The sequence below is a fragment of the Pseudazoarcus pumilus genome (assembly GCF_002872475.1).
Lineage (GTDB): Bacteria > Pseudomonadota > Gammaproteobacteria > Burkholderiales > Rhodocyclaceae > Pseudazoarcus > Pseudazoarcus pumilus.
The window spans coordinates 1,704,978-1,725,789 of record NZ_CP025682.1; the positions used below are offsets into that span (position 1 = coordinate 1,704,978).

The 20,812-nt window shown below is 67.8% G+C and carries 21 protein-coding genes; 18 read left to right on the forward strand and 3 right to left on the reverse strand.

Going from position 1 to position 20,812, the window contains the following annotated elements; genetic code table 11:
- The first annotated feature begins 83 nt into the window (after nucleotides 1-83).
- The 4 genes from C0099_RS08240 (at nucleotide 84) to gorA (ending at nucleotide 3,749) form a co-directional block, all read left to right on the forward strand.
- Complete coding sequence (locus C0099_RS08240; protein ID WP_102246989.1) at nucleotides 84-1,328, forward strand: SpoIIE family protein phosphatase; 1,245 nt, start codon at nucleotides 84-86, stop codon at nucleotides 1,326-1,328.
- A 10-nt stretch (nucleotides 1,329-1,338) separates the two neighbouring features.
- Nucleotides 1,339-1,887 carry a SiaB family protein kinase gene (locus C0099_RS08245; RefSeq protein WP_102246990.1) on the forward strand — a complete coding sequence of 183 codons (549 nt, stop codon included), beginning with the start codon at nucleotides 1,339-1,341 and terminating at the stop codon, nucleotides 1,885-1,887.
- Nucleotides 1,888-1,902: 15 nt separating this feature from the next.
- Complete coding sequence (locus C0099_RS08250; RefSeq protein WP_102246991.1) at nucleotides 1,903-2,295, forward strand: DUF1987 domain-containing protein; 393 nt, start codon at nucleotides 1,903-1,905, stop codon at nucleotides 2,293-2,295.
- 113 nt (nucleotides 2,296-2,408) lie between these two features.
- The gene (gorA, locus tag C0099_RS08255) at nucleotides 2,409-3,749 is read left to right on the forward strand and encodes a glutathione-disulfide reductase (RefSeq protein WP_102246992.1); all 1,341 of its coding nucleotides are present in this window, start codon (nucleotides 2,409-2,411) and stop codon (nucleotides 3,747-3,749) included.
- 10 nt (nucleotides 3,750-3,759) lie between these two features.
- Here gorA and C0099_RS08260 read toward each other — a convergent pair whose 3' ends face one another.
- Nucleotides 3,760-4,251, reverse strand: coding sequence for an LEA type 2 family protein (locus C0099_RS08260; protein ID WP_102246993.1), 492 nt, complete (start codon nucleotides 4,249-4,251; stop codon nucleotides 3,760-3,762).
- 210 nt (nucleotides 4,252-4,461) lie between these two features.
- On the opposite strand from C0099_RS08260, the gene C0099_RS08265 reads away from it, so the two are divergent.
- The 3 genes from C0099_RS08265 (at nucleotide 4,462) to C0099_RS08275 (ending at nucleotide 7,137) form a co-directional block, all read left to right on the forward strand.
- Nucleotides 4,462-5,304, forward strand: a complete 843-nt coding sequence (locus C0099_RS08265) for an SAM-dependent methyltransferase (protein ID WP_102246994.1) — start codon at nucleotides 4,462-4,464, stop codon at nucleotides 5,302-5,304.
- Entirely contained in the window at nucleotides 5,288-6,667 is a 1,380-nt protein-coding gene (locus tag C0099_RS08270; protein WP_102246995.1) for an APC family permease, read from the forward strand. Before C0099_RS08265 ends, C0099_RS08270 begins: the two co-directional genes overlap by 17 nt.
- A 92-nt stretch (nucleotides 6,668-6,759) precedes the next feature.
- Nucleotides 6,760-7,137, forward strand: a complete 378-nt coding sequence (locus C0099_RS08275) for a thioredoxin family protein (protein WP_102246996.1) — start codon at nucleotides 6,760-6,762, stop codon at nucleotides 7,135-7,137.
- 36 nt (nucleotides 7,138-7,173) lie between these two features.
- On the opposite strand, the gene C0099_RS08280 is transcribed toward C0099_RS08275, so the two are convergent.
- Nucleotides 7,174-8,334: a PQQ-dependent sugar dehydrogenase gene (locus C0099_RS08280; protein ID WP_102246997.1), complete on the reverse strand. Its 1,161-nt coding sequence runs from the start codon at nucleotides 8,332-8,334 to the stop codon at nucleotides 7,174-7,176.
- 87 nt (nucleotides 8,335-8,421) lie between these two features.
- Here C0099_RS08280 and C0099_RS08285 point away from each other — a divergent pair, with 87 nt between their 5' ends.
- The 4 genes from C0099_RS08285 (at nucleotide 8,422) to C0099_RS08300 (ending at nucleotide 12,241) form a co-directional block, all read left to right on the forward strand.
- Nucleotides 8,422-8,778, forward strand: a complete 357-nt coding sequence (locus C0099_RS08285; RefSeq protein ID WP_102246998.1) for a VanZ family protein — start codon at nucleotides 8,422-8,424, stop codon at nucleotides 8,776-8,778.
- A 176-nt stretch (nucleotides 8,779-8,954) separates the two neighbouring features.
- Nucleotides 8,955-9,764, forward strand: coding sequence for a MotA/TolQ/ExbB proton channel family protein (locus tag C0099_RS08290; RefSeq protein WP_102246999.1), 810 nt, complete (start codon nucleotides 8,955-8,957; stop codon nucleotides 9,762-9,764).
- Between the two features lie 4 nt (nucleotides 9,765-9,768).
- Nucleotides 9,769-11,952 carry an OmpA family protein gene (locus tag C0099_RS08295; protein ID WP_102247000.1) on the forward strand — a complete coding sequence of 728 codons (2,184 nt, stop codon included), beginning with the start codon at nucleotides 9,769-9,771 and terminating at the stop codon, nucleotides 11,950-11,952.
- A 79-nt stretch (nucleotides 11,953-12,031) separates the two neighbouring features.
- Complete coding sequence (locus C0099_RS08300; RefSeq protein WP_102247001.1) at nucleotides 12,032-12,241, forward strand: dodecin; 210 nt, start codon at nucleotides 12,032-12,034, stop codon at nucleotides 12,239-12,241.
- A 5-nt stretch (nucleotides 12,242-12,246) separates the two neighbouring features.
- Here the strand turns inward: C0099_RS08300 and C0099_RS08305 are convergent, their stop codons facing one another.
- Entirely contained in the window at nucleotides 12,247-13,962 is a 1,716-nt protein-coding gene (locus C0099_RS08305; RefSeq protein ID WP_102247002.1) for an ABC transporter permease, read from the reverse strand.
- A 118-nt stretch (nucleotides 13,963-14,080) separates the two neighbouring features.
- Between C0099_RS08305 and C0099_RS08310 the strand changes: the two genes are divergently transcribed.
- From C0099_RS08310 to rsxC, 7 genes are all read left to right on the forward strand, one after another.
- Nucleotides 14,081-15,199, forward strand: a complete 1,119-nt coding sequence (locus C0099_RS08310) for an ABC transporter ATP-binding protein (RefSeq protein ID WP_102247003.1) — start codon at nucleotides 14,081-14,083, stop codon at nucleotides 15,197-15,199.
- Nucleotides 15,196-15,909, forward strand: a complete 714-nt coding sequence (gene aat, locus C0099_RS08315; protein WP_102247004.1) for a leucyl/phenylalanyl-tRNA--protein transferase — start codon at nucleotides 15,196-15,198, stop codon at nucleotides 15,907-15,909. Before C0099_RS08310 ends, aat begins: the two co-directional genes overlap by 4 nt.
- Nucleotides 15,910-15,913: 4 nt before the next feature.
- A complete protein-coding gene (locus C0099_RS08320) occupies nucleotides 15,914-16,645 on the forward strand; it encodes an arginyltransferase (RefSeq protein ID WP_102247005.1) in 732 nt (243 codons plus the stop codon).
- Nucleotides 16,646-16,657: 12 nt separating this feature from the next.
- Nucleotides 16,658-17,695 (forward strand): quinone-dependent dihydroorotate dehydrogenase, encoded by a 1,038-nt coding sequence (locus C0099_RS08325; RefSeq protein WP_102247006.1) that lies wholly within the window; start codon nucleotides 16,658-16,660, stop codon nucleotides 17,693-17,695.
- A 103-nt stretch (nucleotides 17,696-17,798) separates the two neighbouring features.
- Complete coding sequence (gene rsxA / locus C0099_RS08330; RefSeq protein ID WP_102247007.1) at nucleotides 17,799-18,383, forward strand: electron transport complex subunit RsxA; 585 nt, start codon at nucleotides 17,799-17,801, stop codon at nucleotides 18,381-18,383.
- A gap of 49 nt (nucleotides 18,384-18,432) precedes the next feature.
- Nucleotides 18,433-18,984: an electron transport complex subunit RsxB gene (rsxB, locus tag C0099_RS08335; RefSeq protein WP_102247008.1), complete on the forward strand. Its 552-nt coding sequence runs from the start codon at nucleotides 18,433-18,435 to the stop codon at nucleotides 18,982-18,984.
- Complete coding sequence (rsxC, locus tag C0099_RS08340) at nucleotides 18,981-20,789, forward strand: electron transport complex subunit RsxC (RefSeq protein ID WP_102247009.1); 1,809 nt, start codon at nucleotides 18,981-18,983, stop codon at nucleotides 20,787-20,789. Before rsxB ends, rsxC begins: the two co-directional genes overlap by 4 nt.
- Nucleotides 20,790-20,812: the final 23 nt, after the last annotated feature.

Sequence of the window (20,812 nt, forward strand, 5' to 3'; positions counted from 1 at the left end):
CCACCCCCTAGCCTTCGATCCGCCATCAGAGCGGCTTTCCGCCCTGCAATGACGTATCGCCCAATCCTCAGGAGTCCTCCGCAATGCACAGTACCGTCGCTGCAGTCCTCGCCGCTGCAGCTCCCGACCGCCCCGTCGTCTACAGCGACACCGCGCGCGACCTGATCATCGAAACGCCGTCGATCGCGCCGGACGTGACCAACCTCGAGGTGTTCCGCGCCTTCAAGGCCGATCTCGCGCTGGCGAGCCTGCCGGTGGTCGAGGACGGCCGGCCGGTGGGGCTGATCAACCGCCACATCTTCATGGAGGAGTTCGCGCGCCCGTTCGTGCGCGAGCTCTACCAGAACAAGAGCTGCATCGCCTTCATGGACAAGCATCCGCTGGTGGTCGAGGCCGACACGACGATGCAGGCGCTGTCGTCGACCATCCTCGAGTTCGGCGAAAAGGCGCTGTCCGACGGCTTCATCGTCACCGTCGAGGGCCACTTCCGCGGCATGGGCCGGGCGCAGGACGTGCTCGCGGCGATCTCGCGCATGCAGGAGGAAAAGAGCCGCATCGTGATGGAGTCGATCGACTACGGCCGGGTGATCCAGCGCTCGATCTCGCGCGCCTCGCGCGAGACGCTGGCCGCCTGCCTGCCCGAGCACTTCCTGTTGTGGGAGCCGCGCGACACGGTCAGCGGCGATCTCTACCACGTGCGCGAGTTCGACGACGGCATCCTCGTGATTCTGTTCGACTGCACCGGTCACGGCGTGCCCGGCGCCTTCATGACGCTGATCATGAGCGCCTTCATGCAGGGCGCGATCAACGCCGACAGTGCGCGCGACCCCGGGGGGCTGCTGGCCGACATCCACCGCCGCGTCAAGACGGCGATGAGCCAGCACGAGGGTGACGTCGACGACCACCACGCCGACGACGGCATGGACGCGGCGGTGTGCTGGATCGAGCATGGGGCGCGCCGCATGACGTTTGCCGGCGCGCACATGTCCGCCTTCGTGCTGGCGCCCACCGACGAGGACTTCGCGATCATCGACGGCGACCGCGAGGGCGTCGGCTACGCCAGCGTGTCGATGGCGCAACGCTGGACCAACCACTGCATGGAACTGGCACCCGGAACCGCCGTGTATCTGTTCACCGACGGCATCTTCGACCAGCTCGGCGGCGACAAGCGCATCGCCTTCGGCAAGCGGCGCACGCGCAAGTGTCTGTTGCGCCTGCGCGACGCCGACATGAAGATGCAGGCGCGTGCGCTGATGGCCGAACTGCTCGAGTACCAGGGCGAGGAGCCGCGCAAGGACGACGTGTCCGCGCTCGGCTTCCGCTTCTGAGAAGCACGCCATGGAGCCTGTAGAGATCGACCGCTTCCGTGCCGATGCCCGTGACCGACAGGTCCTGCTGCACTACTCGGGCGAGATCACGAGCCCCGTCGTCGCGACGCTGTCGGACACCGTGCGCGAGCGCCTCGACGATTCCGCGCCCGACCGGCGCGTCGCGCGTCGCGTGTTCTCGGCCTTCGTCGAGATGGCGCAGAACGTCCTGCACTACGCGCCGCCCGACCAGGCGGACGGCTTTCCGCACGGGACGCTGACGGTCACGCGCGGGGATGTGCACTTCACCGTGATGTGCTGCAACCGCGTGCGCAACGACCAGGTCGGGCGCATCCGCGAGCGCGTCGATGCCGTGCGCACGATGACGCTCGACGAGGTCAAGGCCGCCTACCGCGCCCGCCTGCGCGACGAGACGCCCGACACCGAGGGCATCAGCAAGGGGGCCGGACTGGGCTTCCTGACGCTGGCGCGCGAAGCCAGCGCACCCATCGATTACCACATCGTTCCCGTCGCGGGCGAACCGGACGACGCCGAATTCCACCTGCGCGCAATCATCTGACCCAGGAGGCCTGTCATGACCGCAATGCACATCCCCGCCACCAAGGAAACGCCCGAAGTCGTCATCGACCCGGCAACGATGAGCTTTCGCCTCGCCGGCGAGTCCTACCCCGAGAACGCGATGGCCTTCTACGCCCCGGTGCGCAACCAGCTCGAGTCGCTGCTGTCGCAGCCGGCCGCCAACGACGGCGTCGAGGCACACTTCAACCTGCGCTACTTCAACAGTTCCAGCACCAAGCTGATCCGTGCGCTGGTCGGCATGCTGCACCGCCGCGCGGCCGATGGCGTGCGCGTCGTCGCGCACTGGTACCACGACCCGGACGACGACATGATGGCCGAGTTCGGCGAGGACCTGCGCGACGAGTTCGCCGCTCTCGACTTCCGCATGATCCAGGCCGAGGCCCTGTAAGTCACGGCCTGTCGGATCGCGCGCGGGTGCACCCTGCGTGCGTCTGCGCCAGATCAAGAGGCGCCGTGTCGCGTGGTGATAGCATGTGCCGCATCGCAATACGGGACACGGTAATGGAATCGTTCGACTACGTAGTCATCGGCGGCGGCAGCGGCGGCATCGCCACCGCCCGGCGGGCGGCGGAATACGGCGCGAAGGTGGCGGTGATCGAAGCCGCACGTCTGGGGGGCACCTGCGTCAATGTGGGCTGTGTACCCAAGAAGGTCATGTGGTACGCCGCGGACATCGCCCACAAGCTCGTCGACGCGCCCGGCTACGGCTTCACGCTGGAGGCGGCGCGCCACGACTGGAGCGTGCTCAAGCACGCGCGCGACGCCTACATCGCGCGCCTGAACGACATCTACGCGAACATGCTCGTCAAGTCCGGCGTGACCCTGGTGCGCGGCTTCGCACGCCTTGTCGATGCGCATACCGTCGAAGTCGAAGGTCGGCGCCTCACGGCGCCACACATCACCATCGCCACCGGTGGCCAGCCGGTGTATCCGGACATTCCCGGCGCGGATCTGGGCATCAGTTCAGACGGATTCTTCGAACTCGAGCGCCGACCCGGGCGCGTCGTGGTCTCCGGCTCGGGCTACATCGCGGTGGAACTGGCCGGCATGTTCCGGGCGCTGGGCAGCGAGGTGACCCTGCTGGTGCGCGGGCAGCGCTTGCTGCGCGGCTTTGACGCGATGCTGGGCGAGGAACTGGCCATGCGCATGGCCGACGACGGCATCGACGTGCGTTTCGGTGCCCTGCCGCAGGCAGTCGAGCGCCGCGACGATGGCAGCCTGCGCGTGACGTGCACCGAGGGCGGCAGCGTCGAGACCGACTGCGTGCTGTGGGCCATCGGCCGACGTGCCAATACCGATCGCCTGGGGCTGGATGCGACCGGGGTGATCCGCAACGACGACGGCACGATTGCCGTCGATCCCTGGCAGGACACCAATGTCGACGGCATCCACGCCATCGGCGACATCGCCTCCAGCGTCGAACTGACGCCGGTGGCGATCGCCGCCGGTCGCAAGCTCGCCGCGCGCCTGTTCGACGGACAGGCCGACGCCAGGCTGGACTATTCGAACATTCCCAGCGTGGTGTTCAGCCACCCGACCATCGGCAGTGTGGGCCTGTCTGAAGCGGCCGCGCGCGAGGCCTACGATGACGTCAGGGTGTACGCGACACGCTTCACGCCGATGTACTACGCGATGACCGAGCACAAACCGAAGACGGCAATGAAGCTGGTGTGCGCGGGTGCCGACGAGCGCGTGGTGGGCGTGCACATCATCGGCGAGGGCGCCGACGAGATGCTGCAGGGCTTCGCCGTGGCGGTGAAGATGGGTGCGACCAAGCGCGACTTCGACGAGACCGTGGCGATCCACCCGACCAGTTCCGAAGAACTGGTCACGATGCGCTGAGCGACAGCGCTCAGCGCACGGCGTCCTGCTGCATGAAATTGAGCTCGCCGTCTTCGAGCAGGCGTAGCGGAGCGAGCATGCCCTCGACGTCCAGGCGGGCATTGAGTGCGTAGTTCAAGGCCTCGCGTCCGGGAGCGTTCACCAGCTCATTGAACAGGCGCACACTGCTGACCAGATCGATCGGCGATTGCAGTTCGATCTCGCTCTCGGCATAGGGCGGCACCTCGGCGATGCGCGAGGTCACGCCGGTCAGCATGCGATGACCTTCGAGCTCCACCGTGTAGCTCAGCCCGCGCACCTTGAGCGGTGTGGGGTTCGGGTTGACCAGCCGCAGACCGATCAGAAAGCGCGGAGCACGGCCGTCGGACGGCATCAGGCCGAACGAGGTCAGCGACACTGTGGGCTGTTCGAAGGCGGGTTCCCCGCGGCTCGAACAACCCGCGACGATTACGCCCACGGACAGGATCAGCACGGCCAGGACGAGGCGTCGGACGACGGACATGGAAGGGATTCTCCGGACGGGTTTTCAACGGGCGGCGTAACTGTGCGCGATCGGCTGCCGCCGGGCAAGCGTGCTTACGCCACGTTACGCACACGCCCCGCTTGCGATATTCCACAGAACCGACGCAAAACCCGCGTCGCGCGCGCGGGCAATCTGCTACGCTCACTGCGCATCATGCAGCACAACAATAATCAGACCGGAGATGACTCCATGCATGCCAGCGAACCCACCTCGACCACCTGGCGTCTGATCGGCGCCGCATTGCTGTCCATCATGCTGACCGCGCCCGCCGCGGCCCAGGAGCCCTCGGGTGAACCGCCGCGCGACGATCAGCCCATCGTTCTCGACGTGCCCTATGTGCCTACACCTCACGAGGCGGTCTATCGCATGCTCGAGCTCGTGCAGGTGCAGCCCGACGACTATGTGATCGACCTGGGTTCGGGTGACGGGCGCATCGTCATCGCCGCCGCGCGTGACTGGGGGGTGAAGCGTGCGCTGGGCATCGACATCGATCCCGTACGTATCGCCGAGGCCAACGCCGCCGCGCAGGAGGCGGGAGTGGCCGATCGCGTCGCCTTCGAACGCGGCGACCTGTTCGAGAAGGACTTCTCCGACGTCGACGTGCTGACCATGTACCTGCTGCCCTCGATCAATCTGGACCTTCGTCCGATCATCCTCGAGAAGCTGCGCCCGGGCACCCGCGTGGCCTCGCACGCCTTCGACATGGGCGACTGGCGCCCGGATGAATGGATTCTGGTGCAGGGCCGTTACGTCTACAAGTGGGTGGTTCCGGCCCGCATCGAAGGCCGCTGGGAAGTCACTCGCGCCGATGGCCGCAAATTCACCGTCGACATCAGGCAGACCTATCAGCGCATCGAGGGCATGGCCTTGATCGAGGGCCGGGCGCGTCCGCTGGTATTCGCCGATATCCGCGGCCCCACCCTGCGCTTCAGCCTTGCGAACGAGCACTACACCGGACTCGTCGATGGCGAGCGCATCACCGCCCTGCCGGGCAACAAGGTCGTGACGGCCTGGCATGCCAAACGCATCTGACGAAGGCGCGAACTGTCCCACTGCGGGTCCCAGCCGCGGACTCTCGGTCGTCGACGGCGTGGCCGTGCTGGTCGGTGTGGTCATCGGCATCGGCATCTTCGGCTTTCCACCGCTGGTCGCACAGTTCAGCGCAAGCCCCACGATCTATATCGGCCTGTGGCTCGCCGGCGGCGCGGTCATGCTGCTCGGCGCGCTGTGCTATGCGGAACTCGGCTCGGCCTGGCCGCACACCGGCGGTGAGTACCACTTCCTGCGTCGCGCCTGGGGGCCGTTCGTCGCGCTGTTCTTCGCGTGGGCGCGCGGCTCGGTCATCCAGACCGGCTCGATCGCTGCCGTGGCCTTCATCTACGGCGAATACGCGAGTCAGATCCTGCCATTGGGCGCGTACGGCACGGCCGTGCACGGCGCCTTCGCGGTGATCGCACTGACCACGCTAAACATCGTCGGCACGGGCGGCTCCAAGCGCACCCAGATCGTGTTCACGGCGTTCACGGTGGTCGCGCTGCTGGCCATCGTCGCCGCCGGTGTCGCCGCCGGCGGTGCGGGTGCGCCTGCGGCGGCCGTACCCGCCCCTCTTTCAGGCAACCTCGCCGGGGCGCTGGGCATGGGCATGGTGTTCGTGCTGCTGACCTACGGCGGCTGGAACGAGGCAGCCTATCTGTCGGGCGAGTTGCGCGAGCCTGCGCGCAACATGCCGCGCGTGCTGCTCATCGGCACTCTGGTGGTCACGGCCGTGTATCTGCTCGCCAACGCGGCCTATGTGCACATCTTCGGCCTGCAGGGCTTGCGCGAAACGCATGCGGTAGGTGCCGAGCTGATGCGCATCGCCTTCGGACCGATGGCCGCTGTCGCGCTCAGCCTGATGGTGTGTGTGGCCGCACTGAGCACGATGAACGCCACGATACTCACCGGCGCGCGCGTGTACTACGCACTGGGTCACGACCTGCCGCAACTGCGCATGCTCGCCACCTGGAGTGAACGCGGCGAGACGCCGACCCGTGCGCTGGTGGCGCAGGGGGCGATCACGCTGGCGCTGATCGTCTTCGGCGCGGCCAGCCGCAACGGCATCGAGACCATGGTGGCCTACACCGCGCCGGTGTTCTGGTTGTTCATGTTCCTCACCGCAATGGCGGTGATCGTGCTGCGCATGCGCGAACCCGACCGTCCGCGCCCCTTCCGCGTGCCACTGTATCCGTTGCCGCCGCTGCTCTTCGCCGCGGTGTGTCTGGGTCTGCTGTGGTCGAGCGCGCAATACGCCGGGGCCGGCGCATGGCTTGGGCTGGCGGTGCTGGCCGCCGGGCTGCCGCTGGTCGTGCTGCAGCGTCGTGGCGCGCTGCGCCCGGTCGAACAGTCCGGCCCCTGACCGGCGGATCGGCCGCGCCGGCCCGTTCGGGATTGGCGCGAGCGTCCGGCGCTGATAGGCTTGCTCGCCCGTCTTCGAGCCCGAATCCCGCGATGTCCACGAATGCCACGATCGTCGTCTGCCTGTGCGCCGAATGGTGCGGCGTCTGCCGCGACTATCGCGCGCCCTTCGACGCCGTCGCCGAGCAGCACCGCGACCATGTCTTCCACTGGGCCGACATCGAGGACGAGGCCGACTGGCCCGACGCGCTGGAAATCGAGAGCTTTCCGACGGTGCTGGTACAACGGGGCGACGCCGTGCTGTTCCTCGGTCCGGTTCTGCCCCAGCCCGGCCACCTGACGCGCCTGCTCGAAAGCCTCGCGACGCTGGACGAAGCCCAGGTGCAGGCGCATGTCGCCGCCACCGAGGAACGACGCCTGTGGCAGCAGGCACGCGAGTTCGGGCGACGCATCGCCGCAACCCGGGATTGAGTCCAGGCGCGGCGCAGATCGGGCGAGCGCCCGGCTTCAGCGCTCGCCCGGCTCGAGACGCAGGATGCGCCCGCGACTCTCGTCGAGCACGTAAAGATGACCATCCGGCCCCATGCGCACGTCGCGAATGCGCGATCCCATGTCCTCGAGCAAGGCGTGTTCGGCCACGACGCGCTCGCCGTCCAGCTCCAGGCGCACCAGCTTCCGCGAGGCCAGTGCGCCGACGAACAGGTCGCCGCGCCACTCAGGAATGGCGTCTCCCGTGTAGAAGGCCATGCCCGATGGCGCGATCGAAGTCGGCACCCAGTAGTGCACCGGCGCTTCGACCCCCTCGCGCTCGGTCGCCTCGCCGAACGGAAGCCGGGTCACGTAGCTGCGTCCGTGAGTGACGTCCGGCCAGCCGTAGTCGGCCCCGGCGCGGATGATGTTGACCTCGTCGCCGCCGCGCGGGCCATGCTCGTGAATCCACAGCTCGCCCGAATCCGGATGCAGTGCGGCCCCCTGCACATTGCGATGGCCGTATGTCCAGATCTCGTCGAGCGCGCCGCGCCGACCGACGAAGGGATTGTCTTCGGGCACCGAGCCGTCCGGTGAGATGCGCACGATCTTGCCCAGATGGCTGTCGAGCCGCCGCGAGCGCTCGCGCATCTGATTGCGGTCGCCCAGCGTGACGAACAGCATGCCGTCCGCTCCGAGCACCAGGCGCGATCCGAAGTGGTGGCCGCCGCCGGGGTCGTCGTTCTGCGCGAAGATGCGCCTGACACTGCGCAGCCGCATGCCCGAAAGGTCGAGCTCGGCGCGTGCGACGGCCGTTCGCGCCCCGTTCGGGGTGGCTTCGGCATAGGAGAAGAAGATCGTGCGGTCGCGCTCGAACTCGGGGCCGAGCACCACGTCGAGCAATCCGCCCTGCCCCTGCGCATGTACCCGCGGCACCCCCTGCAAGGGGGCGGACACGCGCCCGTCGGCGTCGACGATGCGCATGCGCCCGGCACGCTCGGTGACCAGCATGCGAGCGTCCGGCAGAAAGGCCAGGGCCCACGGCGATTGCAGCCCTTCGGCGACGATGTGCACGCGCAGCTCGGTATTGCCCCCCACGGCTTCGGGCGCGGCGAGCGCTCCGGGCGTGATCAGGAGCAGGAAATGAATGCTGACAATCACGGCAGTACGGCGCACCGCGCGCCCCAGGCTTGCAGTCATACAATTGCCTCCACCACTCGAGTGCAGCTTGCGGAACGATCTCCGCTGCTGTCCGGTCCGACCCCGTCCGCAGCCATCGGTTTCCCCATGTCCGTTCCACTTCGCCGCTTCGTCACCGTGCTGTTCGTCCTCGCGCTGGTCGCCGGCTTCGTGGTCGCGATGCTGCCCCCGCCCGAGGGCGTGAGTCTCGCCGCCGGCCGCGACAAGCTGTTCCATTTTGCCGCCTTCGCCGGCTTCGCGCTGTTCGGTTTCACGGTCTGGCCGACGCGCGTACCAAAGGTACTCGCCCTGCTGCTGGTCTACGGGCTGCTCATCGAGATCGCGCAGTCGGCCACCGGGCATCGCTCGGGCGATCCGCTCGACTGGCTCGCCGATGCGGCCGGCGTCTTCGCGGCCTTCCTGTTGCGCACGATGTGGCTGCGCCTGCGAGCCTCGACCGCCTGATTGCCGCCGGCCGGACGCGCCGCTAGGATACGGACGAACCATGACGGAGGGATGATGCGCGTGCGCGCATCGCCGACGAGCGTGCGCAATCACGTTTCGCGTCGGGTTCGCGCTAGAATCATCCGATGATCGGGTACGGCCCGAGCCCGACGCTGGTGCACACGAGGACCGACACGATGGAACGCATGGAATTTACCAAGCCGCTGCACGTGACCACCTGGATGGCCGTGTTCGTGGCCGTGGTCGTCGCGCTCGCTGCCTACCTGCTTGCGCATCTGCAGTTCGCCTTCCTGGCCAACCTCCCGTTCAACGCGCTGATCCTCGCCGTCTTCGCGATCGGCGTCATCGTCAATTTCGTCCATGTCTGGAAGCTGCAGCGCGAGGTGCTGTGGGCCGAGAGCTACAGCCTCGGCGGCCCGGACGCGCCGCATGCGACCAAGCCCGTCATGCTCGCCCCGCTGGCGCGCACCCTGACCACCTCGGCCGAGGACGAGGAGCAACCGCGGCTTACCCCGGCGATGATGCGCGCCACCCTCGACGGCGTGCAGATTCGCCTCGAGGAACAGCGCGACCTGAGCCGCTACATCATCGGTGCGCTGATCTTCCTGGGGCTGCTGGGCACCTTCTGGGGTCTGCTCGTGACGGTGCGCTCGGTCGGCGAGATCATCGGCGGCATCAGTGGCGGCAGCAATGCGATCGAAATGTTCGAGAACATGAAGCTGCAGCTGGACGCGCCGCTCTCCGGCATGGCCACGAGCTTTTCCTGCGCGCTGTTCGGACTGGCCGGCTCGCTGGTAGTCGGCTTTCTCGACCTGAACGCCGGCCACGCGCAGAACCGCTTCTACCAGGAGATCGACCAGTGGCTCGCCAGCGTCGTGGACGAGCCGGCGGCCAAGGCTTCGTCGGACACCGACGAGATCCGCGAGGAACTGCGAGCGCTGGTGCGCGCGATCAACGGCGCCCGCGGTGGCGGCGGGGCCGATTAAGCCGATGGCGATGCTCAACCGTCGTCGCGCGCTCGACTTCTGGCCGGGTTTCGTCGGGGCGCTCGCCGCGCTGCTGCTGGTGACGGTATTCGGCTTGCTGATTTTCGCCGTCGGTCAGTTCATGATCACCGACGTGATCACCGGGCGCGACCGCGCGCTGGCCCGCCTGGACGCGGAACTGAGCGCCCGCACCGACCGCCTGCAGAAGGAGGCGAGCACGCGCCAGCGTGCCGAAGCGACGATTGGCGAACTGTCGGCGAGCCTCACCGCCACCGAACGCGAGCGCGACGCCTTGCGTGCTCGCGCGCTCGAGCTGGACGCGGCACTGTCGGCCACCGACATCGAACTGAACGACCAGCGCGAACGCAACGCCCGCCTGAGCGCGAGCAACGACGAGCTTACGCAGCGTGTGGAGACACTGACCACCGAGCTGGCCGTCTCGGAGCGCAACCGTGCCGAGCAGGCCGAAGCCTCGGAGCGCACGCTGCGCTCGCTCGCCGAGGCCTCCGAACAGCGCATCGCCGCGCTCACGGCCGAGTCCGAGCGTGCCCTCGCCGGCGCGCGTGAAGAGACCCGGCAGGCGCGCACGCGCGGCGACGAATTGCAGACCCAGCTCGCGGCCACGCGCGCGACCCTCGTCGAGCGCGAGGCGAGCCTCGCAGCGGCCAGGGCCGACATCGCCGCCGGCGAGCAACGCATAGACCGGCTTGACAGTACGCTGGAGAAGGCACGCACGGAACTGGGCGAACGCGAGAAGCGCATCGCCGAACTCGACCGCAGCCTCACAACGACACGCGAACAGCTGGCGGCGGGTGAACAACGCATCGCCGAACTGGATCGCATTCTGGCCCAGACGCAGGAGACGCTCGTCTCGCGCGAGCGCCGCGTCGAGGCTCTCGATCGCGAACTGAGCGCAGCACGCCAACAGCTCGCCGAGCGCGAACGACGCATTGCCACACTCGAGGAAGAGTTCGACAGTGCGCGCACGAACCTCACGCGCAGCGAGGCCGCGTTGGCCCAAGCGCGGGAGCAGATCGCTGCGCGCGAGCAGGACATCGAGCAGCTCGACCAGGCGCTGGCGCAGGGCAAGCAGGACATCGCGCGGCGCAACGAACGCATCGCCACGCTGGAAAGATCGCTGGCCGCCGCGCGCGAAGAAGTCCAGGCGCGCGAGCAGCGCATCGCACAACTGGACGAGGCCCACACCGCGGCGCTGGCGCAACTGATGCAAAGCACGCAGAGTGGCCAACAGATCGAGCAGCAACTGGCCTCGGCGCGATCGTCGATGGCCGAGCGCGACGAACGCATCGAGGATCTGCAGCGTTCGCTGGAGGGGGCGCGACGCGATCTCGAGCAGACGCGTGACGAGCTTGCACGGATCGAGCGCGAACGCACGGCCTCCCCGGACGAACTGACGCGGCGCGCGCTGCAACAGACCACCGCCGCGCTGGACGCGGCGCGCAAGGAGCTCGACGCCGAGCGCGAGCGCGTGGCCGAACTGGAACGCGAACTGGCCCAGGCCCGCGCCGCGCCCGCACCGGACGTCGCGGCACTGACGCAGCAGCTCGAGGGGGCGAAGAAGGACCTCGAAGCACGCACTCGACAAGCGACCGAACTCGAGTCACAGCTGAATGCGACCCGCTCCGAACTGGCCGCACGCAGCGTGGCCGCCGCCGAGCGCGAGCGCGCCGTCGCGCTGGTCGACGCCACCATCGAACCCGCCCCCCAGGAAAAGCCCTTCGCCGAACACCGGCGCGAGTTCTACGCCGCGCTGCGTCCGGTCTTCGGCAACGCCTCGGGCATGGTCGGCGAGCGCCTCATCCTCCCCGCGGACATGCTTTTTTCGCCCGGCTCGGCCGAACTGGGCGATGCCGCGCGCGCCAGGCTGGCCAGCCTGGCCGAGATCCTGAAGTCCGCATCGGCGAGCTTCCCGCCCTCGGTGCAATGGTCGCTGCGCGTCGACGCTCACACCGAAGAAGGCCGGGTCAGCGGCGGCCGCTTCGCCTCGAACGAAGAACTGAGCGTCGCCCGTGCCCGCGCCATCACCCGCTTCCTGCAGACGCGCGACGTTCCTCCCGTGCGCCTGGCGGCCAACGGCTACGGTTCCATGCACCCGCTCGACACGCGCGGCACGCCTGCGGCACAGGCGCGTAACCGGCGCATCGAGATCCGCCTCACCGACCGCTGACGAACAGTCCGGTTCGACCCGTAGCGCACCCCGCCCCTATACTGGAATCTCCCGCAACGAGAGCAACGGAGGTTCCAACATGTCCGCACACGTCTACAAGCTCGTCGAACTGGTCGGATCATCGACCGAAGGCACGGACGACGCCATCCGCAACGCCATCGCCACCGCCAACAAGTCGCTGCGTCACCTCGACTGGTTCGAGACCACCGAGATCCGCGGCCACATCGCCGACGGCAAGATCGCGCACTGGCAGGTCAAGCTCAAGGTCGGTTTCCGCATCGAGGAGTGACGGCGCTAGGCGCGCGCCGCGTCCTGCCCGGTCAACGCCGGTGCGGGCGGCGCCGCGCGACGCCCGCGACGCCCCTTCACGATCTGGCGCGAGAGCACGATCATCGGCACCAGGCCGACGGCGACGATGGTCAGCGCCGCCGTCGAGGCTTCCGCCAGGCGCTCGTCGGCCGCCAGATTGTGGGCCTGGGTGGCGAGCGTGTCGAAATTGAACGGGCGCATCACCAGCGTTGCCGGCAATTCCTTCATCACGTCCACGAACACCAGCAGCCCGGCGGTCAGCAGGCTGCCGCGCAGCATCGGCACATGCACGCGCCGCAGCGTGGCAAAGCGCCCATGACCGAGAATGCGTGAAGCATCGTCCATGTTGGGCGTGATCTTGCCCAGGCTGGCCTCGACGGTATGCAGCGCGATCGACAGAAAGCGTGTGAGATAGGCATAGATCAACGCCGCGATGCCGCCGGTCAGGATCAGCCCCGGATTGACGCCGAACCAGGCCGTCGCGGTCTCGGCGATGGCGTTGTCGAGTCGCGTCACCGGAATCAGCACCCCCACGGCGATCACCGAGCCGGGCACGGCATAGCCCAGCCCGACCACGCGGTTGCCCGCCTGAGGCCAGTTCGACGGCGACAGGCGCGCCGCGTAGGCGAGCAGCAACGCCAGGCCGACCGCCAGCACGGCGGCGACCGACGCCAGTACGAAGCTGTTGCGAGCGAGCAGGACGAAACGCGGCCCGAACTGCGCATCGCCCTCGACGATGGCCATGTTCAGCAGGAGGCCAGCGGGCAGCAGAAAGCCGGCGACCAGCGGCATCAGGCACAGCAAGGTCACCACCCAGGCGCGCCAGCCACGCAGGCGGATGCGCACCGGCGAGGCGTTCTGGCGCGAAGTGTTGTTGAATCGCGCGCGCCCCCGGCTGATGCGCTCGAGCACCAGGACGACGATCACGAAACCGAGCAGCAATGCCGACAGCTGTGCCGCGGCCGCGCGGTCGCCGAAGGAAAACCAGGCGCGATAGATGCCGGTGGTGAAGGTCTGCACACCGAAGTACGAAACCGTGCCGAAATCGGCCAGCGTCTCCATCAACGCCAGCGCGGTGCCGGCGACGATGGCCGGGCGAGCCAGCGGCAGCGAGACCCGAAAGAAACTGCTCCACGGCCCCAGTCCGAGCGAGCGTCCGGCCTCGAGCATGCCCGCCGCGCGCTCGAGGAACGCGGTGCGCGCGAGCAGATAGACATAGGGATAGAGCACGAACATGAACATCGCCGAGGCGCCACCGACCGAGCGCACGTCGGGAAACCAGTAATCGCCCGCCCGCCAGCCAAACCATTCGCGCAGGGTACTCTGTACCGGTCCGACGAACTGCAGGAAGTCGGTGTAGACATAGGCCATGACGTAGGCCGGCACGGCCAGAGGCAGCACCAGCGCCCATTCGAGCACGCGCCGCCCGGGAAAGTCGAACATGCTGGTGAACCACGCCCCGAGCACCCCGATGCTGGCCACGCCCAGGCCCACGACGACGCACATCACGACGGTGTTGCGGATGAACTCGGGCAGCACCGTCGCGGCCATGTGGCTCCAGGTGTCCGAGGTGCCGGCGACCAGCACGTTGGAAAACACCGACAGCACCGGCACCGCGATGAGCACGGCGATGAACAGGCCGCTCCAGGTCGGGGGGGAACGATCCGGCAACAATCGGGTGGAAACGGTCCTGGCTTGCATCGGGGGCCCGAAGAATGAGGCCGCGCTCGCTGCACGGCCCCTGATTTAGAAATTATAATTGATCGCATTATCGCTTCTACGGAGGCGTGCCGCCAAATGCTGCGGCGCGTGAATCCCGATGTCCCACCTCGAACTCAGCGCAATCGAACTGGCCTACGACGCCCATCCGGTCGTGCGGCGACTGTCCATGCGACTGCCGCGCGGCGCGATCGGCTGCCTGCTGGGTCCGTCGGGCTGCGGCAAGACCACCGTGCTGCGCTGCATTGCCGGCTTCGAACATGTCGATGCGGGCGAGATCCGGCTCGACGGACGCGTGGTCAGCAGCACCTCGATCCACCTGCCGCCCGAACAGCGGCGCATCGGCATGGTATTCCAGGATTACGCGCTGTTTCCCCACCTCACGGTGGGCGCCAACATCGGTTTCGGCCTGCGCGGGCTCGAGGCGGGTGCGCGGCAATCGCGCGTCGGGGCCATGCTCGGCGTGATCGGGCTCGCCGGCCAGGGGGAGCGCTATCCGCACGAGCTGTCCGGCGGCCAGCAACAGCGCGTCGCGCTGGCACGCGCACTCGCCCCCGAGCCGGACCTGCTGCTGCTCGACGAACCTTTCTCGAATCTCGACGTGGAACTGCGCGAACGTCTCTCCCACGAAGTGCGCGACATCATCAAGGCCACCGGCATCACCGCGGTGATGGTCACGCACGACCAGAACGAGGCCTTCGCCGTGGCCGACGAGATCGGCATCATGTACGAGGGCCGCATCCAGCAATGGGACACGCCCTACAACCTCTATCACCGTCCGTGCAACCGCTTCGTGGCCGATTTCATCGGTCAGGGCGTGCTGCTCTCGGGCGAAGTTGTCGACGATCAGCACGTACGCACCGACCTGGGTCTGCTGGTGAGCGCCATCCCCACCGAATGCCGCATCGAGGATGGCCGCAACTGCGGACGCTGCACGGTCGAAGTGCTACTGCGTCCCGACGACGTGGTGCACGACGACGACAGCACGCTCCAGGCGCGCGTGCTCAAGAAGGCCTTTCGCGGCGCCGACATCCTGTACACGCTGGAGCTCGATTCAGGCGCGCGCGTGCTCTCGTTGGTGCCCAGCCATCACAACCATGCGCTGGGCGAGATGATCGGCATTCGTCTGGAAGCCGATCACGTCATCACCTTCCACCGCGACGCCGAGTACGCCGCCCATGCGCAGCCGTTCAACGCGCTGCAGTGCACCGAAGGATGATTCCCTGGCTGTCCTACACGCCGCACTTCCCGCCCGTCGACGCCGCACTCGACGATCCTCCGGGCCTGCTCGCGGCAGGGGGTGCACTGACTCCCGAATGGCTGCTCGAAGCCTACCGGCACGGCATCTTCCCGTGGTACAGCGCGGGGCAGCCCATCCTGTGGTGGAGTCCGAACCCGCGTCTGGTGCTGTTTCCAGGCGAGATCCGCATCTCGCGCTCGCTGCGCCGGACCTTGCGGCGCGGCCGCTTCGAAGTGCGCCTGGACACGGCCTTCGACGCCGTCGTCGAGGCCTGTGCGGCACCGCGCGACGACGTCCCCGGCACCTGGATCACCCCCGAGATGCGACGCGCCTACGGCCAGATGCATACCCTGGGCCATGCGCACAGCGTCGAGGCCTGGCACGAGGGCGAACTCGTCGGCGGCCTCTACGGCATCGCGCTGGGCCGCGCCTTTTTCGGCGAATCGATGTTCAGCCGCCGCACCGACGCATCCAAGGTGTGCCTTGCCCATCTCGCGCGCTTTCTTGAATCACGGAATTTCGGCGTGATAGATTGCCAGATGACGACGTCCCACCTGCTCTCCCTGGGCGCGCGCGAGATTGCGCGCAGCGAATTCTGCCGCCTCGTCGGAGAACTGGTCGACAGTGGTACGCCGCCCGAGCGCTGGCCAGCCAGCGCGGTTGCCGACACTTTCCGGGAAAGCGTTTGAGCACATGCAAAAGGACTATCCGTACGCCCTCATCCAGTTCTACGCAACGGCGCCCTATGCGTGCTCCTATCTGCCCGATCGCACCGCGCGCTCGCAGGTCGCCACGCCCGGCCATCTGATCGACACGCCGATCTACAGCGACCTGGTGCGCAACGGCTTCCGTCGCAGCGGCGTGTTCACCTATCGCCCACGCTGCGACAGCTGTCAGGCCTGCGTGCCGGTGCGCATCCCGGTCGATCGCGCCGCCTACGACCGCAACCAGCGCCGCGTGCTCGCGCGCCATGAACACCTGGTCGCGCACGAGCGCCCCCTCGAGTTCGACGAGGAGCATTTCGCGCTCTACCAGCGCTACCAGGGTGCGCGCCATGCCGGCGGCGGCATGGATCAGGACAACCGCGAGCAATACACGCAGTTCCTGCTGCAAAGCCATGTCGACACGCGGCTGGTCGAATTCCGCGAGGACGGCGTGCTGCGCATGGTCAGCGTGATCGATCGTCTCATCGACGGGCTCTCGGCCGTATACACTTACTACGAGCCCGACGTGCCGCGCACCAGCTACGGCACCTACGGCATCCTGTGGCAGATCGAGACCTGCCGCCGTCTCGGCCTGCCCTACCTGTATCTGGGATACTGGATCCGGGAGAGCCCGAAGATGGCCTACAAGAGCCGGTTCCGCCCGCTCGAAGGGCGCATCGACGGGCACTGGCAGGTACTCCAGGACTTCCTCCGGCCATAGCGCCACCACGACATGCTCTATTCCCTGCTGCGCCCCGCGCTCTTCGCCCTCGACCCCGAGGCCGCTCACGACCTGACCCTGCGCGCGCTGCGTACGGTCGGCCGCATCCTGCCACCTGCGGCGCCGGCCGATGCCGATGCGGTAGAGGTGATGGGCATCCGCTTTCCCAACCGCATCGGTCTGGCCGCCGGCCTGGACAAGAACGGCGCGGCCATCGACGGCCTCGCGCGCCTGGGCTTCGGCTTTATCGAGATCGGCACCGTCACGCCGCGCGCGCAGCCGGGCAACCCGCGCCCGCGCCTGTTCCGCATTCCGTCCGCCGAGGCCATCATCAACCGCATGGGCTTCAACAACGACGGCGTCGACGCGCTGCTCGCCAACGTCATGGCCGCACGCAGCAGCGGCGTGCTGGGCATCAACATCGGCAAGAATTTCGACACACCCATCGAGCGCGCCGCCGACGATTACCTGGCGTGCCTCGACAAGGTCTACCCGCACGCATCCTATGTGACCGTCAACATCTCCTCGCCGAACACGCAGAACCTGCGCCAGCTGCAGGGCGCGGACGAACTCGATGCGCTCCTCGGCCGCCTCAAGGCGCGCCAGCACGAACTGGCCGACGGCCACGGGCGCTACGTGCCGCTGGCACTGAAGATCGCGCCCGACCTCGATCACGAGCAGATCGTCGCCATCGCCGGGTTGTTGCGTCGCCACCGCATCGATGGTGTCATCGCCACCAATACGACGATCGCGCGCGAGCGCGTGCTGGGCCTGCCGCGAGCCAACGAACAGGGCGGGCTGTCAGGCGCGCCGGTGTTCGACGCCTCGACCGCGGTCGTGCGCCGGCTGTCCGAGCTGCTCGCCGGCGAGGTGCCGATCATCGCCGCCGGCGGCGTGATGCGCGCCGACGACGCGCGCGCCAAGCTCGAGGCCGGCGCCCAACTCGTACAGCTGTACACTGGTCTGATCTATCGCGGGCCGCGACTGGTGCGCGAATGCGTGCGGTGCACGGCCGACTTCGTCGACGCCGCCTCGCCGGCGGCGGCCTGAGGCGGCCCGCCCTCGGACGGATTGGGAATATTCCTATAACTGCGACAGGGTTGAGTGCTTAATTCCTGCGCGGGATAATCCGGGCCACATGTCGGCATCCACTATGAGCAGCTACTTCTTTCTCGTCATCGGCGCAGTCCTCGTCAACAACGTCGTGCTCGTGCGCATGCTCGGGCTGTGCCCGTTCATGGGCGTATCCAAGAAGCTCGAGACGGCGGTGGGCATGGGTGCGGCCACGACCTTCGTGCTCACCCTGGGCGCCGGCAGCAGCTACCTGATCGACCGCTACCTGCTCGAACCCAACGATCTGGGCTATCTGCGCACGCTGTGCTTCATCGTCGTGATCGCGGCGATCGTGCAGCTCACCGAGCTCGCCATCGAAAAGACCAGCCCGCTGCTGCACCGCGTGCTGGGCATCTACCTTCCGTTGATCACGACCAATTGCGCGGTGCTCGGCGTGCCACTGCTCAACGCGGGCATGGCCAACGACTTCGTCGAGTCCCTGCTCTTCGGCTTCGGCTCCTCGGTGGGCTTCACGCTCGCGCTGGTGCTGTTCGCCGGCATCCGCGAGCGCCTCGACGGTGCCGATGTGCCGCTACCGTTTCGCGGCACGGCCATCGCGATGATCACCGCCGGCCTGATGAGTCTTGCCTTCATGGGCTTCGGCGGACTGGACCGCTTCCAGTGATGCGCACGAAGTTCCGATCCCTCGCTTCGTTCCCGCACGAGGTGCGCCGATGCTGACCGCCCTGCTCGTCATGGCTGGTCTGGCCCTGGTCATCGGTGCCGCCCTGGGTTGGGCGTCGATCCGCTTCAAGGTCGACGCCGACCCGCTGGTCGACCAGATCGACGCCATCCTGCCGCAAACCCAATGCGGTCAGTGCGGCTATCCGGGCTGTCGCCCGTATGCAAAGGCGATCGCAGACGGCGAGGCCGACATCAACCAGTGTCCGCCGGGCGGCGAGGAAGGCATCCGTCATCTGGCCGATCTGCTGGGACGCGAGTTCAAGCCGCTGGACGAGTCGCACGGGGTGGAGAAGCCCAAGTCGGTGGCGGTCATCGACGAGGATCTGTGCATCGGCTGCACGCTGTGCATCCAGGCCTGCCCGGTGGATGCCATCGTCGGCGCCGCCAAGCAGATGCACACCGTGGTCGATCCGCTGTGCACGGGTTGCGAGCTGTGCGTCGCGCCCTGCCCGGTCGATTGCATCTACATGGAGCCGGTGCCGGAGACGGTCGAGAACTGGAAATGGCGCTACCCCGTGTTCAAGCTGGAGCAGGTGTCGTGATCACGAAGCTGTTCGGATTCAACGGCGGCGTCAAGCCCGCGACCCACAAGGACGACTCGGCGCGCGCGCCCATTATCCGCGCGCCGCTGCCGGCGCGCCTGATCGTGCCGCTGCGCCACAATACGCGCGCCATCGCCCGCCCCATCGTCGAGATCGGCCAGCACGTGCTCAAGGGCGAGCGCATCGGCGGCGCCGAGGGCGTGCTCGGCACGGCCTGCCATGCGCCCACCTCGGGCACGGTCGTGGACATCGCTGAACACACCATGCCGCATCCGTCGGGCCTGCCGACGCTGTGCGTGTATATCGAACCCGACGGCGAGGATCGCTGGATCGAGCGCAAGCCCTTCGACTACGCCAATTGCGGCTGCGGCGACCGGCAGGCGGTCCTCGATTATCTGCGCGACTCGGGCATCGTCGGCATGGGCGGCGCGGCCTTCCCCAGTCACATCAAGGTCGGCACCAAGCGGGTAGCGCACACGCTCGTGCTCAACGGCGCCGAGTGCGAACCCTGGATCACCTCCGACGACCGGCTGATGCGCGAGCGCGCCGACAGCATCCTGCGCGGTGCCGAGATCCTCAGCGACCTGCTCGGTGCGCAGCGCATCCTCGTCGGCATCGAGGACAACAAGCCCGAGGCCATCGCCGCGATGCGCGAGGCGGCGCAGAAGCTGCCCGTGGCCGAAGTCATCGTGGTGCCCACGCTCTACCCGGCCGGCGGCGAGAAGCAGCTCATCCGCGTGCTCACCGGCATCGAGATCCCGCACGGCAAGCTCGGCACCGAATTCGGCGTGCAATGCTTCAACGTCGGCACGGCCGAGGCCGTACATCGCGCCTTCGATCTGGGCGAGCCGCTGCTCTCACGCGTGGTGACGTTGACCGGCAACGTCGAACGTCCCGGCAACTGGGAGGTGCTCGTCGGCACGCCGATCGAGAATCTGCTCGAGCTGGTCGGCCCGCGCGCCGACACCGATCGCTACATCCTCGGCGGGCCGATGATGGGCTTCGCCCTGCCCGATCTGTCGGTGCCGGTGGTCAAGGGGACGAACTGCGTGATCGCCGCTTCCCAGGCGCTCTTTCCCTATCCGCCGCCGGAGCAGCCGTGCATCCGCTGCGGCGCCTGCGCCGAGGCCTGCCCGGCCGACCTGCAACCGTTCGAGCTGTACTGGTACGCACGCTCGAAGAACTTCGGCAAGGCGCAGGAATATCATCTGTTCGACTGCATCGAGTGCGGTTGCTGTGCCTACGTGTGCCCGTCGAACATTCCGCTGGTCGATTACTACCGCTTCGCCAAGAGCGAGATCTGGGCGCGCGAACGCGAGCACGACGCGGCCGACGCCGCGCGCGAGCGCTTCGAGTTCCGCAACTATCGTCAGGAGCGCGAGAAGGCCGAAAAGGCCGCGCGCCTGGCGGCCAAGGCGGCCGAGACCAAGGCGAAGCTCGCCGCCAGGGGTGAGGGCGAGACGGCGAAAGCCGAGGACGACCCCAAGAAGGCGCTGATCGCTGCCGCCCTGGCTCGCGCCAAGGCGCAGAAGGAGAGCGTCGCGCCGAAGAACACCGACGACCTGCCGCCCGAAGTGCAGGCCGAGATCGCCGAGATCGACGCGCGCCGCAAGCCACTCACGGGTGAGGAAGTGGCTGCGCAGGAGGCTGCGGAACCCAGCGCCCGCGAAGCGGGCGAAGCGGCAGCCCACGCGCGCGACGAGGACACGAAGAAGGCGTTGATCACCGCTGCCATCGAACGCGCCAAGGAACAGAAGGCAAAACAGGCCGAGCGGCGCGAAACGGCGGAGCGTGACGACAAATGACACGCGACGCGACGGAATCCCGC

Coding starts and splice junctions, on each gene's coding strand:
- C0099_RS08240 (WP_102246989.1), top strand. CDS start 84: ATGCACAGTACCGTCGCTGCAGTCCTCGCCGCTGCAGCTCCCGACCGC.
- C0099_RS08245 (WP_102246990.1), top strand. CDS start 1,339: ATGGAGCCTGTAGAGATCGACCGCTTCCGTGCCGATGCCCGTGACCGA.
- C0099_RS08250 (WP_102246991.1), top strand. CDS start 1,903: ATGACCGCAATGCACATCCCCGCCACCAAGGAAACGCCCGAAGTCGTC.
- gorA (WP_102246992.1), top strand. CDS start 2,409: ATGGAATCGTTCGACTACGTAGTCATCGGCGGCGGCAGCGGCGGCATC.
- C0099_RS08260 (WP_102246993.1), bottom strand. CDS start 4,251: ATGTCCGTCGTCCGACGCCTCGTCCTGGCCGTGCTGATCCTGTCCGTG.
- C0099_RS08265 (WP_102246994.1), top strand. CDS start 4,462: ATGCATGCCAGCGAACCCACCTCGACCACCTGGCGTCTGATCGGCGCC.
- C0099_RS08270 (WP_102246995.1), top strand. CDS start 5,288: ATGCCAAACGCATCTGACGAAGGCGCGAACTGTCCCACTGCGGGTCCC.
- C0099_RS08275 (WP_102246996.1), top strand. CDS start 6,760: ATGTCCACGAATGCCACGATCGTCGTCTGCCTGTGCGCCGAATGGTGC.
- C0099_RS08280 (WP_102246997.1), bottom strand. CDS start 8,334: ATGACTGCAAGCCTGGGGCGCGCGGTGCGCCGTACTGCCGTGATTGTC.
- C0099_RS08285 (WP_102246998.1), top strand. CDS start 8,422: ATGTCCGTTCCACTTCGCCGCTTCGTCACCGTGCTGTTCGTCCTCGCG.
- C0099_RS08290 (WP_102246999.1), top strand. CDS start 8,955: ATGGAACGCATGGAATTTACCAAGCCGCTGCACGTGACCACCTGGATG.
- C0099_RS08295 (WP_102247000.1), top strand. CDS start 9,769: ATGGCGATGCTCAACCGTCGTCGCGCGCTCGACTTCTGGCCGGGTTTC.
- C0099_RS08300 (WP_102247001.1), top strand. CDS start 12,032: ATGTCCGCACACGTCTACAAGCTCGTCGAACTGGTCGGATCATCGACC.
- C0099_RS08305 (WP_102247002.1), bottom strand. CDS start 13,962: ATGCAAGCCAGGACCGTTTCCACCCGATTGTTGCCGGATCGTTCCCCC.
- C0099_RS08310 (WP_102247003.1), top strand. CDS start 14,081: ATGTCCCACCTCGAACTCAGCGCAATCGAACTGGCCTACGACGCCCAT.
- aat (WP_102247004.1), top strand. CDS start 15,196: ATGATTCCCTGGCTGTCCTACACGCCGCACTTCCCGCCCGTCGACGCC.
- C0099_RS08320 (WP_102247005.1), top strand. CDS start 15,914: ATGCAAAAGGACTATCCGTACGCCCTCATCCAGTTCTACGCAACGGCG.
- C0099_RS08325 (WP_102247006.1), top strand. CDS start 16,658: ATGCTCTATTCCCTGCTGCGCCCCGCGCTCTTCGCCCTCGACCCCGAG.
- rsxA (WP_102247007.1), top strand. CDS start 17,799: ATGAGCAGCTACTTCTTTCTCGTCATCGGCGCAGTCCTCGTCAACAAC.
- rsxB (WP_102247008.1), top strand. CDS start 18,433: ATGCTGACCGCCCTGCTCGTCATGGCTGGTCTGGCCCTGGTCATCGGT.